Genomic DNA, 15346 nt, shown 5'->3' with positions numbered 1-15346 from the left:
CGCACCGTCTCCCCAGCCCGGAGCGAGGCCACCTCCCCCAGCGTCCCATCGAATTGCGCGCGGATCTGATACCGCGAGACGAGGTAGTCCAGGCGCTGGAGCGTGGCCTCGAGCGAGCCGCGCTCTCCCTCCAACTCGGCCAGCTCCCGCTTCAGCCGCATCAGCGCCTGCTGCCGGGTGCTGGCCTGGGTGTGCACCGCCATCTCCGCGCCCTCCCGCGCCAGCCGCCGGGATTCGGCGGAGGCTCGCAGCTGCTGGACCTCCAGCAGGGAGCGGCTCTGCTCGGCTTCCGCGGCGAAGCCGCTGGCCTGCAATTGGGCCGTGCGCCGGGCCTCCGCTTCCGCCAACTTCACCAACAGCTCGGCCCGCTCGTTCTCCACCCGGGCCATGTCACTGGCCAGCCGGGACATGAGGGCCTCGCCCTGGGCGGACTGCTGCGCCGCGCCAATCTCCGCGCGCAGCACCTCGCACCGGGCCTCCACCGCGCCAAGCCGGGCCCGGTTCTCGGTGCTCTGCAGGCGCAGGGCCGTGGAGTCCAACTCCACCAACAGCTCCCCCGCGCGCACCTCCCTGCCCAGTTGCAGGCCTACCGCCAGGACCTGCCCCTCCACCGAGGCCACGACCGGGCGCGCGGCGCCGCCCACCTCGAGCTGCGCCTGGACGGAGGGCTCGTAGAGGATCACCTCCGCCAGGAGGAACCAGCTGGCCAGGGTCGCGACGACGAGCACGCCCAGCACGGCCATGACTCGCACCACGACGGCATCGCCCGTGCGCAGGGCGCGGACCGAGTTGAGGAAGGAGCCTTCGTGCATCACACCTGTGGATGGCGCGACCCGCTGACAGCCTGCCGCCACCCTCCTCCTTATCAAGGACCGTGCGCCATCTTCTCGCAAACGGCCTGTCCCTGCACGGCGCCCCGACCCACCCTCACTTGATGGAGACGTATCCCTCGAAGCACAGGTGCTTGAAGATGCTCATCGTGTCGACGAAGCCCGCCCGCTTGAGCAGGTCGAGGTTGCCCTGCGTGGAGAAGGGCTCCAGCACCCCCCTGAGGCTCCGGGACTTGCCGATGATCTCCGCCGGCCCATAGCCGTTGCTCATCTTGAAGTCGTTGTACAGCCCCGTGAGGATGTCCTGGAAGCGGGCGTCCGGGCCGCGCACCTTCTCGAACTGGATGAAGGCGCCCCCCCAGTTCAGGCTCCGGTAGATTTTATTGATGACCTCCTGCCGCAGGCGCGGAGGGATGAACTGGATGGTGTAGTAGGCCACGACGAGGTCCGCGGGCTCGAACTCCATCTGGCTGAGGTCCTCGACCCTGAAGCTGACATTGCCAGGATCCTTCCTCGCCAGCGCCGCCTGGGCCTGCTGAATCATGGCCGGCTCGATGTCGATTCCAATCCACCGGACCTTGGAATGGCGCTCGGCGAGCCGCCGCGTCAGCAGCCCCGTGGAGGTGCCCAATTCGTAGCAGACCGAGCCGTCCCTGACGAAGAAGTCACTCAGCTGCAGCACCAGCTCATGGCCGGTGTCGTAATGAGGCACCGAGCGCCGGACATGATCCTCGAAGTGCTGCGGTGTATTGCCACCAAACGACCAGGCGGCGGTCTCCGCACTGAGCCCGTCCCCCAGCTCCATCACCACCTTCTGCACGGCCATGCTGTGACCCCTTGGCCCGACAGGGCCTGAATACACGCTGTGAATCCATCCGCGCTGCCCGGGACGCCGCCACGACGCCGCGCTAGTCGGTCGTCACGAGGTGGGAGATGCCGAACTGGACCTCGTTCTGGGTCGCCGGCTTCCTGTCCTCGTCGGTGTAGAAGTACTCGTACACGTTGGTGCCAAAGGTGCGGCCCTTGCGGGTCAGGCACACCCGGGCGTCCTCATTGGCCAGCAGCCCATCCGCGACCAGCCTGCCAATGATGTCTCCGAAGACGCTCTCCATCTCGACCCCGAAGCGCTGGAGGAACTCCTGCTTGCTCACCTCGCAGGCCTTGAGGCCGCGGATCATCACCCGGCGCATCTCCTGGGCCTTGCTCATGTATGCGACGAGGTCCACCACGGGCTCCCCCGCGTCCACGCGCTGGATGTAGTCCTTGAGCCCCTTCACGTTGGCCCAGAGCCGGTCGTCGTACGCCGACTTGGAGGACACGCCAAAGCCCAGCATGGGCCAGGTCCGCCAGTAGTAGTCCAGGAAGCGGCTGTAGGCCTCCGCGCGCCCGGGATGGACATACCCGTTGGTGCTCCGCGCCACGAAGCCCTCGCTCTCGAGCGCATCCACCGCGGCGGTGTACATCTCCACTTCCGTCGAGGCGTTGGGAAGCTTGAGCTTTCCCTTCTCCAGCCAGTTGTGAAACGCCGTCCCCGGCCAGACCTCCAGCCCATACAGGCTGATGCAGGCGGGCTCCAGCCGCAGCGCCTGCTGGACCGAGTCCATCCACACGTCCATGGTCAGGCCCGGCAATGGATAGATGAGGTCGAGGTTGGTGTTCGTGAACCCCACCTTGCGCAGGGTCTCGAAGGCCGCATGGACCGAGCGAGCGGTGTGTGGCCGGTTGCTCTGCTTCAACAGGTCGTCATTGAAGGACTGCACGCCCACGCTGACGCGCGTGAACCCGGCTTCCTTGACGGCAAGCGCCTTCTCCAGCGAGACCGAGTCGGGGTCGAACTCAATGGTGATTTCACAGCCGGGATTGATGGAATAGGTCTGGCGGCAGGTCTGCAGGATGCGGATCAGCTGCTCGCTGGAGAGAAGCCCGGGCGTCCCCCCGCCAAAGTAGATGGCGTCAATCTTGAAGCGGGGAAACATCGGATGCTGCTCTGGGAAGCGGGCAATCTCCGTGCAGAGACGCTGGACGTACTGCTCCCGCATGTCGTCCGTCTTGTTGACGTAGACCGTGAAATCACAGAAGTGGCACTTGGTGCTGCAGAACGGGATGTGGACGTAGAGGGCCCCGTTCTGGAGGCCGAAGAACCTGTCTGCCTGGAAGGGAGAATACTTGAAGGGATAGGTGTGGATGCTTCGGCGCAGTTTCGTCAGTTCGGCACTCATCAAGGTTCCTCCCTGCACAGGCGGCTCCGCCCGCGCCGCGACTACGCCTTCACGGCCGTGGCGATGGACCATTCCAGAGGCAGCACGACGTTGCCGGAGTCATTCCGGAAGAGCCTTGAGCGCTCCTCCCATGCCGCGCTGATGGCCTTCTTCACTTCCGCGGGCTGTGAGGCATAGGCGTAGTAGGCAGTCCCGGCCACCGAGCGGAAGAGCTCCCAGAATGCGTCCGCGTGGGAGAACTCGAACCGGGCCTGATAGGTCGTGCACTCGAAACCCGAGAAGCCTGCGTCCGCGAGCAACTGCTCCACGTACTCAGGGGTGTATCGGAATACGGAGCGTGCCCCGTCCGGCATCTCCAGGGAGGGCACGAACTTGCGCACCGACTCGCTTCCCACGACGAGCAGCTCGCTCTCCTCCATGTCACCCCAGAGCTGGATGACCATCCGTCCGCCGGGTGCCAGGACGCGGTGGCACTCGGCAAGGCAGGCCGGGGCGTCGGGAAGGACCCAGATTGCCTTCAGGAAGGTGACCACGTCGAAGGATGCGGAGGCGAACTCCAGCGAGTGTGCATCCATCTTGAGGAAGCGCAGCCGCGCACGCTCCTCGCCGACGCCGAGGACCGCGTCCGCGTTCCGGGAGGCGGCCTCGATGCCCACGGACGAGACATCAATGCCCACGGCCTCCGCGCCGTGCCGCACGAGGTCAATGACCAGCGTCCCGCCGCCCGTCCCCACGTCCAGGACGCGCCGGCCCGCCAGCTCACCGGAGCGACCGCGCAGGGTGTTGATCAGCGCCCTGCTGCAGGCCGTGGAGTCGAAGACGCGGACCGAGGCCACGCCGTCCCAATGCTGCTCCGTGTAATAGGTGTTCTTGATGTCAATCATGAGCCACCGGAGCCAACCGAATCACCCCCTGCTTGAGAAACCTGCCGAGCAACTCCGTCAGTGCCTCGTCGGAAATGCCGCTCGCCAGATTCCGCAGGTCCGTGAAGGAGCGGGGCCGCTCCAATTGTTCGAGGAGGTGCATTGCCGCTGCGCCAATGACCGCCAGCGAGTGCTCCTCCTGGGGTGAGGACAGGTACACCAGCAGGTGCTGCGGGCGCGCTTCGAGCTGGGAAGCCAGGATCTCCGACGGGTCCTGAAGCCAGGGGGTCAGCGTGTACTCCGTCGTCACCACCGCCCCCGTGCCCGTCCTGACGAAGCAGGCCTGGGGAAGCGCCGACGCGGGCACCTCACGCTCCGTGGACGGGCGCCACTGGCTGGGTGGGGCCTCCGCGAGGGAGCGGAGCAGCGCCACCGTGCAGGACTCCAGCCGGAGGATGTCCTGCACGCCAGGCCCGCCACGCTGCGGCAGGCGTGCCGCGAGATAGTCGAGATAGCGCGCGCAGGCCCGGTAGTGGAAGGGACCGTCATCCACCCAGCCAATGGAGTCCAGGTAGAGCCTGGCGGCCTCGCGCAGGTCCGGCTCCAGTCTCTTCAGCACCCCATACGTCAGGGGTGCGCAGTAGGCCACCGCGTGGTTCGTGCTCGTCACCAACCGGAAGCGGTACGTCTCGAGCGCCCAGCGTGTCCCCTCGGGTGAGGCCCCATAGGCGGCCGCGATGCGCGCCTCCTCGGCGGACAGCCCCCAGGCGGCGGCCTCCTCCACGAACCCCGGCTGGAAGATCCGCTCGCTCAGCCGGGGCTCGCGCAGCAGCCTGCGCCAGACCCGCCAGACCTGGTCAGCCTCCATGGGTGTGCTCACGCGTGCCCCGACGGCTCCCAGGGCCATAGACGCGGTCCCAGAGGGCCTGGGCCCGCTTGAGGTCGGACTGGATGAGTTGGAGATCCTCTTCCTGGCTCAGGACGCGGGTGTTGGCATGGTGGGCCCGCCCCTGGAACTCGAGGATCACGGCGCCTGGCCGGGACTTCTCGAGCACCTGCTCCAGCATTTCCCATACGGGCTCGGGGACCTTGCTGTCATGCCAGTCATGGTAGAAGCCGCCGGACCAGCTGCCTCCGGCCAGGTGGATTGAGATGACACGGTCGAGCGGAATGGTCTTCAGGAAGGCGTCGGCGCTGTAGCCCGGGTGGTTGACGGAGTTGGTGTAGACGTTGTGCAGGTCCAGGTGGAGCCAGGTTCCCGCCGCGTCAACGAGCCGGGCCAGGAACTCGGCTTCGCTCATCTCCCCGCCTGGACACGCCACGTAGTACGCCGCGTTCTCATGGCCGAGCGGAATGCCATACAGCTCCTGCAGCTTCCTGGCGCGGGCGGCGATGCGGGCCACCTCGGCGCGGGAGAACTGGAGCGGACTGCTCCAGATGTCCATCCAGGAGTCGTCGGCATAGAAACAGTGGTCCGACACCCAGGGGCTCTCCATCATGCGCGCCAGCGAGACGTGCCGGCGGACGGCCACCGACTCCTCCAGGGGACCAAAGCCAAACTCCCCACCGTAGTTCGAGTGGGCGATCAGGACGTGCTGGGAGCGCAGCTGCTGGATGAGTTCGAGCTTCCCGGGCTGCAACACCATGGGCCCGTCAATGGGGCCGATCAGGTTGTCGAGCAGGACCTCGAAGACATCCACGCGCTGCTCTTCAAAGGGGAACCAGTGCAGGATCTCCGGGTTGTACTGGATGCCGACCCCTAGCTGTGGAACACGATGCATGTGCTGATTCCCCTCTCAGCCGCGCTCAGTCCACGATGAAGAGCCTGGCGCCTGTCTGAGTAGAGGACCGGTGGGGCGCATCGTCGTCTGCGACCTGGTAGCTCGTCATCGGCGTCAGCTCGAACCGGCGTCCGTCCTGCAACTCCGTGATCAACGTTCCCTCGAGAACGAGCAGGATGTGCCCCCGGCTGCACCAGTGGTCCGCGACGTACCCTGGCGTGTACTCAACCATGCGGACCCGAATCTCTCCCGCCTGGAGCGTCCTCCAGAACGCCTTGCCTGGAGCACCGGCATGCTCCGTGGGCCGGATGGCGCTCCAGTCGGTGGTGGCGAAAGGAATGTTGGAGATCTTCATTCGGCGGCCGCTCCAGCAAGGGTCCAGGGTCCAGGGTCCAGACAAGACGTCCCCTCCAGGAAACTGGAGGGGACGGTACCGGACCCCTTACCGGGCTCCGGTGTAACGCATCAGCACACGGCAACCACGTCGTCGGCCGGACCCGCCTTGACGTTGGTGCGGACCTTCGGCTTCTGGATCTCGGTGACGGTCACATCAACCTGCGCGGTGTTGGTCTGGTTCATTTCGTTCCTCGTGGGTTGTGCTGCAACGGGTGCGTGAAGCTGACTCCAATTCGAAGCCCGACATCAACACACCTGTTGACTATCATTAGCATGTTCCCAAATCACGTTCAAGCTACCTAGCGGCATCATCACGTCTAGCCTGAAGAACCGGAACATTGCGTTGCAAAGACTTCCCATGACGCAAGGCATTGTCAGACTTCCAGGTGCAGCGGCACTCAGGTGCGTCGTGACCCCTTCGCGTGGATGACAGCCTCATCGAGGCCCGGGTGTGCCTCAAGTCGTTCCGTTGCTCGCGACCCGGACTTCGATGGCTGGGGTTGCATCCACCCGATTGGAGCGAGCCTGACCCTCCAAGCCAGTCTGGGTCCGGAGCGCTTCTTCGTGGATGGCTTGGAAGATCGCCAGCACGAAGTCCTCCCCGAGATCGCTCTGCTTGCCGAGCAGCAGCCGGCTCTCGACGACAGCGTTCCAGCGCTCGAGCTGCAGCGGCGTCACGCTGTTTTCTGCCTTGATCTCTCCAATCTTCCGCACCACCGCCATCCGCTCCGCCAGCGTCTGCAGCAGGTCCGCGTCGAGCCGGTCGATCCGTCGCCGCAGCAGTTCGAGACGGTCGGCGAACTGCGGGTCCTGGGACGAAGGGCGCCGCAAGACCAGGGCGGCAAGCAGCGCAACGAGCGCGTCCGGCGTGATCTGCTGGGAGGCGTCGCTCCACGCAGCCTCTGGCGTGACGTGGGTCTCGATCATGAGCCCGGCCATGTCGAGGTCCATGGCGCACTGCGCGACCTCGGGGAGCAGGCGGCGATCGCCGGAGATGTGGCTGGGGTCACAGAGGACCGGCAAGGTGGGTGCCAGCCGCCGCAACTGGATCGGGATCTGCCAGTGCGGCGAGTTCCGATACCCATTCGTCTCCCCCATGGAGAAGCCGCGATGGACGGCGAGCAAGGAGCCGATTCCAGCGCGGTTGACCCGTTCGAGCGCGCCAATCCACAGTGACAGGTCGGGGCTGATGGGGTTCTTGACGAGAACGGTCGCAGGCACGCCACGCAGCGCATCAGCGATCTCCTGAACGGAGAAGGGATTCGCGGTGGTTCGCGCCCCGATCCATTGGACATCGATTCCGTGTGCGAGGGCCTCCTCTACGTGCTGCGCATTGGCGACCTCGACAGCGACGAGCAGTCGTGTCTCCCGGCGTACGCGTGCCAGCCATTTGAGCCCGACCGTGCCAACACCCTCGAACGCTCCCGGACGGGTGCGTGGTTTCCAGATTCCCGCGCGAAATACCGTCACCGCTGGAATGGCGTCGAGAGCGATTGCCGTCGCCATGACCTGTTCCTCGGTCTCGGCGGCACACGGCCCTGCGATGATCATGGGTCGATCAATAGACGCCATGGGCCGCTCAGGAGGAACGAGCTGCAAATCCAAGGGCTTCATCAGGGCTTTCCTTCGAGCAAGCGTCCGGCACGTCATGGACTCGCGTCACGCCACAGTGGCGTCAAGGAATAGCATATTCTAAATCCGCCATGATGTTGTCTGGCTGCCTGCGCCCAGTCGCCCCCTGGAATCAGCCTGGGTTTACCGCTCGCAACGCAGCGCGTGCTCGTACGTGTCCTGGCGCCGATGCCATCGCGGGTGCTGTTGGACCCCTTCGCGCTGAACCCGGGGTTGAACGGCACATTCGCAGCAGGTGTTCGGGTGAGTGCGCGTAGTGCAGGAGATAGATGGCCGTCACGCAATCAAAGACACCCAGCGTGGGCGCCGCGCGACTTGAGCTGGCGCGTGTACAGCCCGTCGCCACAGGCCAGATCCAGCATGGACTGTCCCTTCACGGAACCCAGCAACCACCCCCAAGGCTGTCCGCCTTGAGGGCAGTCGCTGACTGACAGGCTTTCCAAGGAACCCATCAGAGGCCTCACGCGGAGTGAGGGCCGCTGGGACGCGGCGCGCGCCAGCTACAGACGGACCTGGAGCTCGTAGCGGCGGTTCTTCGCGCGCTTCGCCTCGGTGTTGTCCGGCTTCACCAGGGGGCGCTCGGAGCCGTAGCCCACGGCGGTGATCTCCCCGCGCGGGATGCCCCGGGCGACGAGCTCCTTGACGATGGTCTCCGCGCGCTGCTCGCTGAGCGCCTTGTTCTTCGCGGCGTCACCCGTCGAGTCGGTGTGGCCGGAGACCTCGAACTTGTAGCTGGTCACCCCAGCGGCGACGAGCTGCTTCTTCGCGTCGACGAGGGCGTTGGTGAGCTTCTTGAGCTTCGCATCACAGCCGGGGGCCAGCTCGGCCGTGCCCGTCTTGAAGCTGCACTGGTTCGCGCGGCCCTCCTCCGTCAGCTTCGTGTTGACGCGCTTCTCGACGGCGGCCTTGCCGGTGTCGCCCGCGGCCTTCTTCAGGGAATCAAAGGGGCTTTGCGCGGCGGCGACGCCGGGGACGGCCAACAGCGATACGGCGATGCAGAACGCCTTGAGCTTCATCCGTAGGACTCCTTGGGCTCCAGGGGGAAGGGAGCCCGGGCTGAAGGCTGCCGACGGCGGCGTGTCGCGTCCAGTCCGAAGACAGGGGCGGTGCAGGCCGCCCGGGGCGGAACCAGAGGAGCGCCCGCTGAAGCTGTCAGGACGGCTTCAGTCGCGCTCCAGCAGGACGTACTCGAGGACATAGGCGCGCAGCCTCTGGCGCACGTCCGCGCTGATCGTCAGCGTCGCTTGCGGATGGACGCGCGGGGCAAGCTCGAAGAGCACGAGCATGTCGGCCATCCCTGCCTCGGCGATGCGCTCCAGGCGTTCCAGGCCCTTGTCTGGAATGGTCTGGATCGTCGTGTCCTCTTTCTTCTTTGTCTTTTCCAGCTCATGGCCGCTGAGCGCGGCGTTCAGACACTCGAGTTCCTCGGTGGAGGTGAAGCGGCTGTCACTGTCGCTGCCCGTCATCTCCTTGCGGTGCGAGGGCTCCCCCATCCACAGCGCCTTGCACGCCGCGAACGCGAGCCACGCGGCGCCGTAGTGACCGTCGTACGTCGCCGCCACGCCGGTCTCCGTTCGCTCGGCGAAGCCGCGCGGCACCACCACGTCCGGCGTGATGACGAGCCCGAACCCCGGATTCGCTTCGAGCAGCTTGCGCAGCGTGGGCAGGCGCGGGTTGAGCACCAGCGCGGACGCGAAGGCCTCTCGCGCCTCGGCGCGCCGGCCCAGCCGCGCCAGCGCGTGCCCCTGGAAGAAGTGCCCGCGGTAGTCGTCCGGGTTGAGCTCGGCCGCCTGGTGGTAGTAGCCGAGCGCCTCCTCGGGCTTGTCGGAGAAGAGCGCCGCATCCCCACGGAAGATCCAGGCGTTCACGCAGCGCGGGCAGACTTCGGTGGCACGCGCATACAACTTCGCGGCCTCGTCGAAGCGGTCAGCCTGGTAGTGCGGCTCGGCCTCCGCGAGCAGGCGCTCTGACTCGGGGTCGTAGTGGGGCGGCGCGAGCGTGGCCGTGCTCCCCTCCCTCACGACTCGTGCATACGGCACCGGCTCGACCCGCTGCGGCCAGAGCGCGTCCGCCCAGCCCCCCGGCGGCGAGTCCTTCTCGCGCAGCTCGTACTTCACGGACGAGGCCTCCATGCGTTCGAAGATCTCCTTCAGCGACAGGAGGCGCTCCAGCTCCCCCGGAGCCGCTTGAGCAGTTTGCGAGGGCGCCGCACTCCGGGTGCTCGCCGTGGTAGAGGCACAGCCGAGCGTGAGCGACAGGAACAGGGACAGGAGGATGCGGTGCATGGTCCGCCTTTCAGGAACGCGAGCATCGTACGCGGGCCTCGCTCGCGCTGGTTCACGGAACCCTCACGCCTTGTTCATCGTTCGGGAATGGGCTGCCTTCCGCCCCGGCTCTGCCCATGGACTCGCGGGTTCACTCCTCGCCCGCGAAGGAGCCGATCAGATTCTCGAGAATGGCCCGGCCGGCCTCGTCCGTCGCATCGGCGGTCGCCCACACGAGCAGGTCTCCATTGACCGTTCCGGCGCCCCGAAGGCCTTCAGGCACGTGTGCCTTCAGCCAGTCCTCCGCCACACGCGCTTCCTGGTAATTGTTGAACAGGTAGACCGACGCCCGGACGGAGCTCGACGTCCAGGCCCGGCCGAAACCCGCCTGGGCGCCGAGGTCCTGGACCGCGGGAGCCGGAGCGACCGGCGAGAGCGCATCGCTGCCCGCGCCATGGCGCACCAGCGCCTCGCCCCGGCGGAGGGATGGATCGTTCGGGTTCACGGAGCTCCTTTGCGGTGGACCGCCTGCACACGCGCCCAGCAGCAGCGAGAGGAGCAGCGCGGGGCGGGCGGACAGCGTGAGCGGGATTCGCATGGGATTGGAGGACACCTCTGGACGGCGGCTCATGGCGCGCGCACCTCGCCCCCCAGCGCCATCGCCGAGCCGACGAAGGCCGTGACGCTCCGGTAGCCCGCGGGCGGCGGCTGCAGCGGGGCGGTGCTGCCCGTGCCCAGCTGGGTGATGCCCCGGGGCAGGCTGCGCCCCAGGTTCCACGTCCGGCCCCGGAAGTGGAAGTCCTCGCTGGAACACAGCACCGCGGAGAAGAGGTTGCTGGAGAGCGGGCCCACCGCGGTCCCGACCACCGTGGAGAGGCGCTGGAGCGTCGCGATGGGTTGGCCCACCGAGAAGCTCTCCGGCGCGGAGAAGTCTCCGCAAGGCTCCGGGTTGAAATACAGGGTGAAGCGGCCCACCGGATCCAGCGACACCGTGAGGTCCCCGTTGCTCAGGTGCTGGGGCGTGAAGGGCTCCGCGCGGAAGGTGAAGAAGGCGTGGGCCTCGCCTGGTGGACCGTTGAAGAGCGGCCCCTCCAGGTCCCCCAGGTGCGCGAAATAGCCCACGTCCTGCACCTTGCCATCAAGCGCTTCATAGAAGCGCCCGATGGCGTACCAGACGACTCCTGCGATGGGATGCATGGCTCACCTCGGCTTTGCGGTGGGTGAGCAGCATACCCCTGTCAGAAGGCCATCCAGCGCGCGGAGGACACCTTGTCGCCGAAGCTCCAGCTGTTCAGGTTGACCTCGTGGAGCAGGCCGTCGCCCACGAGGTCCTTGTAGCTGCCCTTGTAGTTCGAGTCGCCGTACAGCCGCACCCGCTGGCCCGGGGGAATGCACCAGCGGACCGCGGAGGCCTTGTCGTTGAATGCGTCGACGTCGTCGAAGCGCGCCCAGTTCTTCAGGCCCTGGTCCTCGTAGTCGAGGATGACGCCCCGGTCGCTGAAGTCGGAGTCGTCGTAGAAGTCGACGTAGGCGCGCCGGAGGTCCGTGCGGCAGGCCGCGTCCGCCCAGATGCCGCGGAACTCCACCAGCTTCACCGTCGAGGCGGGGCCGTCATCCGCGTGCTCGGTGGCGTAGAGGATGAGGCCCCGGTCGGGGCCCACGAAGACGCCAGCGGCCGCGTCCAGGTTGCACTGCCGTGAGCCATCGTTGCTGCAGTACAGGTGCTTGGAGGCGACGTGCTCCAGGCGCATGTGGCCATCGAGGTGCACCCGGTACAGGTGGGCGTAGTCGTCGCTCACCGCGCCCCAGCGCAGACCGCCCAGCCGCGTGCCCACCAGGTAGAGCTGTGAGTCATTGCAGTCCGTCACGAGGTTGAGGCCCTGGAAGGCGCCCCACTCCCCTTGCGGCAGCTCCGACGCCTCCCACAGGTCCACGCGCTGCCACTGGTTGGCCGCGGAGCGGATGTCGGTTTCCGTGGAGCGGAAGACCTCCAGCGCCTTCGCATCGAAGTGCCCGAGCAGGAGCAGGGAGTGCCCGTCCGACAGCTTCGTGAATGAGGCCGTGCCTGCGTTCGCCGTGAGGCCGTGGACATAGGCGAACGGGCCCGGCATGAGGGACGCGTTGTAGTCATACAAGGCGATGCGCCCCGGGCCCGGCCCCTCTTCCATGGGCAGCGCCAGGATGTTGCCCAACGCCTGCATTCCGCCGCCGTGACGGTAGCCGTCGAGCACCGGCAGCGCCGCCACCGCGACGTCCGCGCCCGGCGGCTGGGTGTCCTCGGGCTCCTGGATGGAGGGGCTCAGCCGGTTGGAGCGGAAGCGCCGCCCCTCCCCATTGCGGGTGGCCATGTGCACCAGGTGCCCCACGTTGCCCCCGGGTGCGTCATCCCGCTTGGACACGACGAGGTAGCGGCCCGAGCCCATCGCCAGACGTTGGATGCCCTGCCAGTGATTGGCGCCCGGATAGGCCACGTTGAGATTGAATGGACCGGGATGGAAGCCCAGCACCTCGCCATGGTCCCGCAGCTCCTGGAAGCGGAGCGGCACGTCGGGGACGCACAGGTTGCAGTCCGGGCTTCCCCAGACACAGGACGTGTCCCCGCCAGTCCCGAGGGCCAGCGGAGCCGCCGCCAAGGCGAGGCGCTCCCGAGGGAGCGCGGCGGGTCCAGGAGCGTCCGGCTCACAGCCAGCGAGCATCGACACCCCCGCCAGCGACAGGACCGCGGCGGACCCACAACGACGAAGGATGGAGTGCATGGCCAGGGTCACAGGGGTTCGACGGCGTCGTACACGCTGGCAAGGACTTCGAGGCGGTTCTTCACGGTCTTGGGGGTGGTGAGCTGTCTGGCCGTGACGACGATTGAGATTTCGGCGTCGTCCGCACGGCAGTCGTCATCACACTCGTGGTTCGGGGCATGCTCGTCGTGCATGCGCAGCTCGTACCGCACGCAATCCGAGTAGGCTTGCGCGAGCGTCTCGTACCCTTGCGTGCGCTCGTCCGGGTCGGCGGAGAAGATCTTCCGGACCGCGTTGGCCGCTGCCACCCCAGACAGCGTGTCCTCTGATCGCTGCTTCTTGTCCTCCTGAAGGCTCACGAACAAGCCGTTCCCGGAGGGGTTCGCCCACGACTCCGCGCGCGTCACGCTGCCCGAGTGATTCATGCACAGCATGAAGGAATGCCCATCCATCTGCGCGGTGCATTTGAACCAGATGAGGTAGAGCTTGCTCTTGTCCTTCAGCAGCCGCAGGGCGAGGTCCCGGGCCTCCTTTCGCAGCACCCTTCCCTTGCCTCCCGCCTGGTAGGTGCGGTGCTTGCGTCCCAGGATGTTGAGCATGCCCGCCGCCGTGCCATGGCAGACGCCCAGCGAACCTGGATCCGTTGCGACCGTGGTCTTTCCAAGCCCGACGATGTCCCGGCTCGCTTCCGGCACGCGGTCCAGGGGGTTCTGGATGTTCGCGCGCTTGCTCGGGTTCCAGCCCGTATCCAGGGGGTCGGCGGCGTTGCCCGCGTTGTTGATGATCAACTGGGCCCGCCCCGCCACTTCGTCCTCGGAGAGGTTATCGGGATTCTTCGCGAGCTCCTCCAAGACCAGGTCGATGGCCTTGACCCCGTCCCATTGCGCCAGGGTGGAGGTGATGTCGAGCCTGTCGATGGAGGGGGTCTGAAGGCAATATTGTTTCAGCTGGAGGGCCGTGTCCTTCAGGTCCTGGATCTGCTGCTTGTTGGCCGTGACCATCTGGATGTTCAGCAGGGCGTCGATCTCCTCGGCCTTCGTGCGGAACTTGAACAGGGTGACGTTGACGTCCTCGAGGGCATCAATGCACTGCCGGCAGATGGCGACGAGTTGGTTGCCAAGCATCCTGGCGGTGGCGCGGTTGTAGATCTTGCTCTTCCCGAACCCCAGGAAGCCGCCCGTCTCCGCCGGGAGGTCCCGGGTCGCCGTCCGCAGGTCCCTCAGGACATTCCTGAAATCTTGAGCGGTCGCCATCTGATCCTTCCTTGGAGCCCCCCACGACAGGCTTCCGCGCCCCTGCGGGCAGTTCGTCATCGCCTCAGCGATGAATGCCCCACGGATTGTATCATTTGTTGACAAGCCGGGCGCCGCGGCCTGATTTCTCCCGAGGCGCCCTGCCCTGCCAGGGGCCGTCAGTCCCAGCGGCTGGTCAGCTTCAGCTTCCACTCACGCAGCTTGCCGTTGCCCATGCCCGACGGGTTCACGACGTGCAGCTTCCACAGGCCGTTGACGGAGCCGTCGCGCGGGATGCCACGCGTCACCGGGATGCGCTTGGGCGGCGTGCCCTCGTTGGGACCGTCCCACAGGAGCGCCGTCTCGCCGCCCGGGTCCTCCAGCGTCAGCACCAGCCTGGACGGGTTGTTGTGCGCCAGGTCCAGCTCCACCGTGATGTCCTCCGGCACCGTCGCCAGCCCCACCACCGGCTGCGTCGACGTCTGGGGCGTCGTGTTCCCCTGCAGCGTCAGGTCCGCGTACGCCGTGAACTCGCCCGACATCCACGCCGGCCGGCACCAGCCCTCCACCGCGCCCGAGTCCAGGCCGTGGCACGCCAGCCCGTCCTGACACGGCACGAAGCGCGAGCACGACGCGCCGTCCCCCGGGGTGGGCGCCGCCGTCACACAGCGGCCGTAGGGGCTGGAGCTGTCGTACGGGATGCCCTCGCACTCGAGCCCGGAGCCGCACGTCGCCGCACCCGTGCACGGGTCGCCTGCCGCGCCCTGCTGGGTGGCCGTCTTCAGGTTCTGGAGCGCCGTCGCATCCACGGCCGGCAGCCGGCCCAGCTTCAGGATGTCGTAGAACGGCCGCGAGGCCACCATCGCGTTCGCCGCCGCCGCGGGCACGTTGTACGTGGCCTGCAACGCCGCCGCGGACTGCGTGTTCACCACCGCCAGCACCCGACGCGCCTCCGCGACGTTGAACGACACGCCGTGGAACGTGCCCACCCAGCCGTCCACCGGCAGCTCCACCCGGCCCGTGCCCCGGGCGTACGTCTCCAGCGCCGTCAGCGCCGCCGGCCCCACGTACAGGAGGTCATCCACCTGCTCGATGGAGACGAAGCGCCGGTCATCCGCCGTGTGCGCGATGCCGTCCGGCCCGTTGCGCCAGGTGATGATGCTCTGCGCCGCCTGCGAGTTGAGCGGCACCTGCGTGTCCAGCACGGAGAAGGTGGTGGTCCAGTCATTGAGGAACAGCACCACCCCGTTGCCCGCGGGCGTGCCCGACGCGAGCTCCTGCGTCTGCACCGCCAGCGCGGCGGCCGGCGTGTCCGACACCGCGGCAGCGCCGCAGCTCAGGAGGAGGGGAACCGAGGAAAACGACAGAAGACGACGGAGTCTGGAGTTCATGGC

15 protein-coding genes are annotated in these 15346 nt (G+C 67.0%); all 15 read right to left on the bottom strand.

The window, feature by feature from the left end:
• The coding region (locus D7W79_RS01320) for an HlyD family secretion protein (RefSeq protein ID WP_276375036.1) at nucleotides 1-812 on the bottom strand (812 nt) is incomplete at its 3' end.
• 115 nt (nucleotides 813-927) lie between these two features.
• Nucleotides 928-1656, bottom strand: a complete 729-nt coding sequence (locus tag D7W79_RS01315) for a methyltransferase domain-containing protein (RefSeq protein ID WP_120523498.1) — start codon at nucleotides 1654-1656, stop codon at nucleotides 928-930.
• Nucleotides 1657-1738: 82 nt separating this feature from the next.
• The gene (gene hemW, locus D7W79_RS01310) at nucleotides 1739-3049 is read right to left on the bottom strand and encodes a radical SAM family heme chaperone HemW (protein WP_158616855.1); all 1311 of its coding nucleotides are present in this window, start codon (nucleotides 3047-3049) and stop codon (nucleotides 1739-1741) included.
• Nucleotides 3050-3090: 41 nt separating this feature from the next.
• Nucleotides 3091-3933, bottom strand: coding sequence for a class I SAM-dependent methyltransferase (locus D7W79_RS01305; protein WP_120523496.1), 843 nt, complete (start codon nucleotides 3931-3933; stop codon nucleotides 3091-3093).
• Nucleotides 3926-4780: a hypothetical protein gene (locus D7W79_RS01300; protein WP_120523495.1), complete on the bottom strand. Its 855-nt coding sequence runs from the start codon at nucleotides 4778-4780 to the stop codon at nucleotides 3926-3928. The genes D7W79_RS01305 and D7W79_RS01300 overlap by 8 nt, the downstream gene beginning before the upstream one ends.
• The gene (locus D7W79_RS01295; protein WP_120523494.1) at nucleotides 4770-5693 is read right to left on the bottom strand and encodes an MbnB/TglH/ChrH family RiPP precursor modification enzyme; all 924 of its coding nucleotides are present in this window, start codon (nucleotides 5691-5693) and stop codon (nucleotides 4770-4772) included. The genes D7W79_RS01300 and D7W79_RS01295 overlap by 11 nt, the downstream gene beginning before the upstream one ends.
• Nucleotides 5694-5718: 25 nt before the next feature.
• Nucleotides 5719-6048, bottom strand: a complete 330-nt coding sequence (locus D7W79_RS01290; protein WP_120523493.1) for a DHCW motif cupin fold protein — start codon at nucleotides 6046-6048, stop codon at nucleotides 5719-5721.
• Nucleotides 6049-6545: 497 nt separating this feature from the next.
• Nucleotides 6546-7703 carry a chorismate mutase gene (locus tag D7W79_RS01285; RefSeq protein WP_120523492.1) on the bottom strand — a complete coding sequence of 386 codons (1158 nt, stop codon included), beginning with the start codon at nucleotides 7701-7703 and terminating at the stop codon, nucleotides 6546-6548.
• A 518-nt stretch (nucleotides 7704-8221) separates the two neighbouring features.
• Nucleotides 8222-8737: an OmpA family protein gene (locus D7W79_RS01275; RefSeq protein ID WP_120523491.1), complete on the bottom strand. Its 516-nt coding sequence runs from the start codon at nucleotides 8735-8737 to the stop codon at nucleotides 8222-8224.
• A gap of 147 nt (nucleotides 8738-8884) precedes the next feature.
• Complete coding sequence (locus D7W79_RS01270) at nucleotides 8885-10006, bottom strand: tetratricopeptide repeat protein (RefSeq protein WP_120523490.1); 1122 nt, start codon at nucleotides 10004-10006, stop codon at nucleotides 8885-8887.
• Nucleotides 10007-10136: 130 nt separating this feature from the next.
• Nucleotides 10137-10583: a hypothetical protein gene (locus D7W79_RS01265; protein ID WP_120523489.1), complete on the bottom strand. Its 447-nt coding sequence runs from the start codon at nucleotides 10581-10583 to the stop codon at nucleotides 10137-10139.
• A gap of 29 nt (nucleotides 10584-10612) precedes the next feature.
• Nucleotides 10613-11182 (bottom strand): hypothetical protein, encoded by a 570-nt coding sequence (locus tag D7W79_RS01260; RefSeq protein ID WP_120523488.1) that lies wholly within the window; start codon nucleotides 11180-11182, stop codon nucleotides 10613-10615.
• A 41-nt stretch (nucleotides 11183-11223) separates the two neighbouring features.
• On the bottom strand, nucleotides 11224-12618 hold the full coding sequence (locus tag D7W79_RS01255; RefSeq protein ID WP_147441757.1) for a hypothetical protein: 1395 nt from the start codon (nucleotides 12616-12618) through the stop codon (nucleotides 11224-11226).
• 131 nt (nucleotides 12619-12749) lie between these two features.
• On the bottom strand, nucleotides 12750-13973 hold the full coding sequence (locus D7W79_RS01250) for a type 1 periplasmic-binding domain-containing protein (RefSeq protein ID WP_120523486.1): 1224 nt from the start codon (nucleotides 13971-13973) through the stop codon (nucleotides 12750-12752).
• Between the two features lie 158 nt (nucleotides 13974-14131).
• A complete protein-coding gene (locus D7W79_RS01245; RefSeq protein ID WP_120523501.1) occupies nucleotides 14132-15343 on the bottom strand; it encodes a proprotein convertase P-domain-containing protein in 1212 nt (403 codons plus the stop codon).
• Nucleotides 15344-15346: the final 3 nt, after the last annotated feature.

The sequence above is a fragment of the Corallococcus exercitus genome (assembly GCF_003611585.1).
Lineage (GTDB): Bacteria > Myxococcota > Myxococcia > Myxococcales > Myxococcaceae > Corallococcus > Corallococcus exercitus.
Note: the sequence above shows the minus strand (reverse complement) of the source record. Positions and strands in the feature narration are given on the sequence as shown.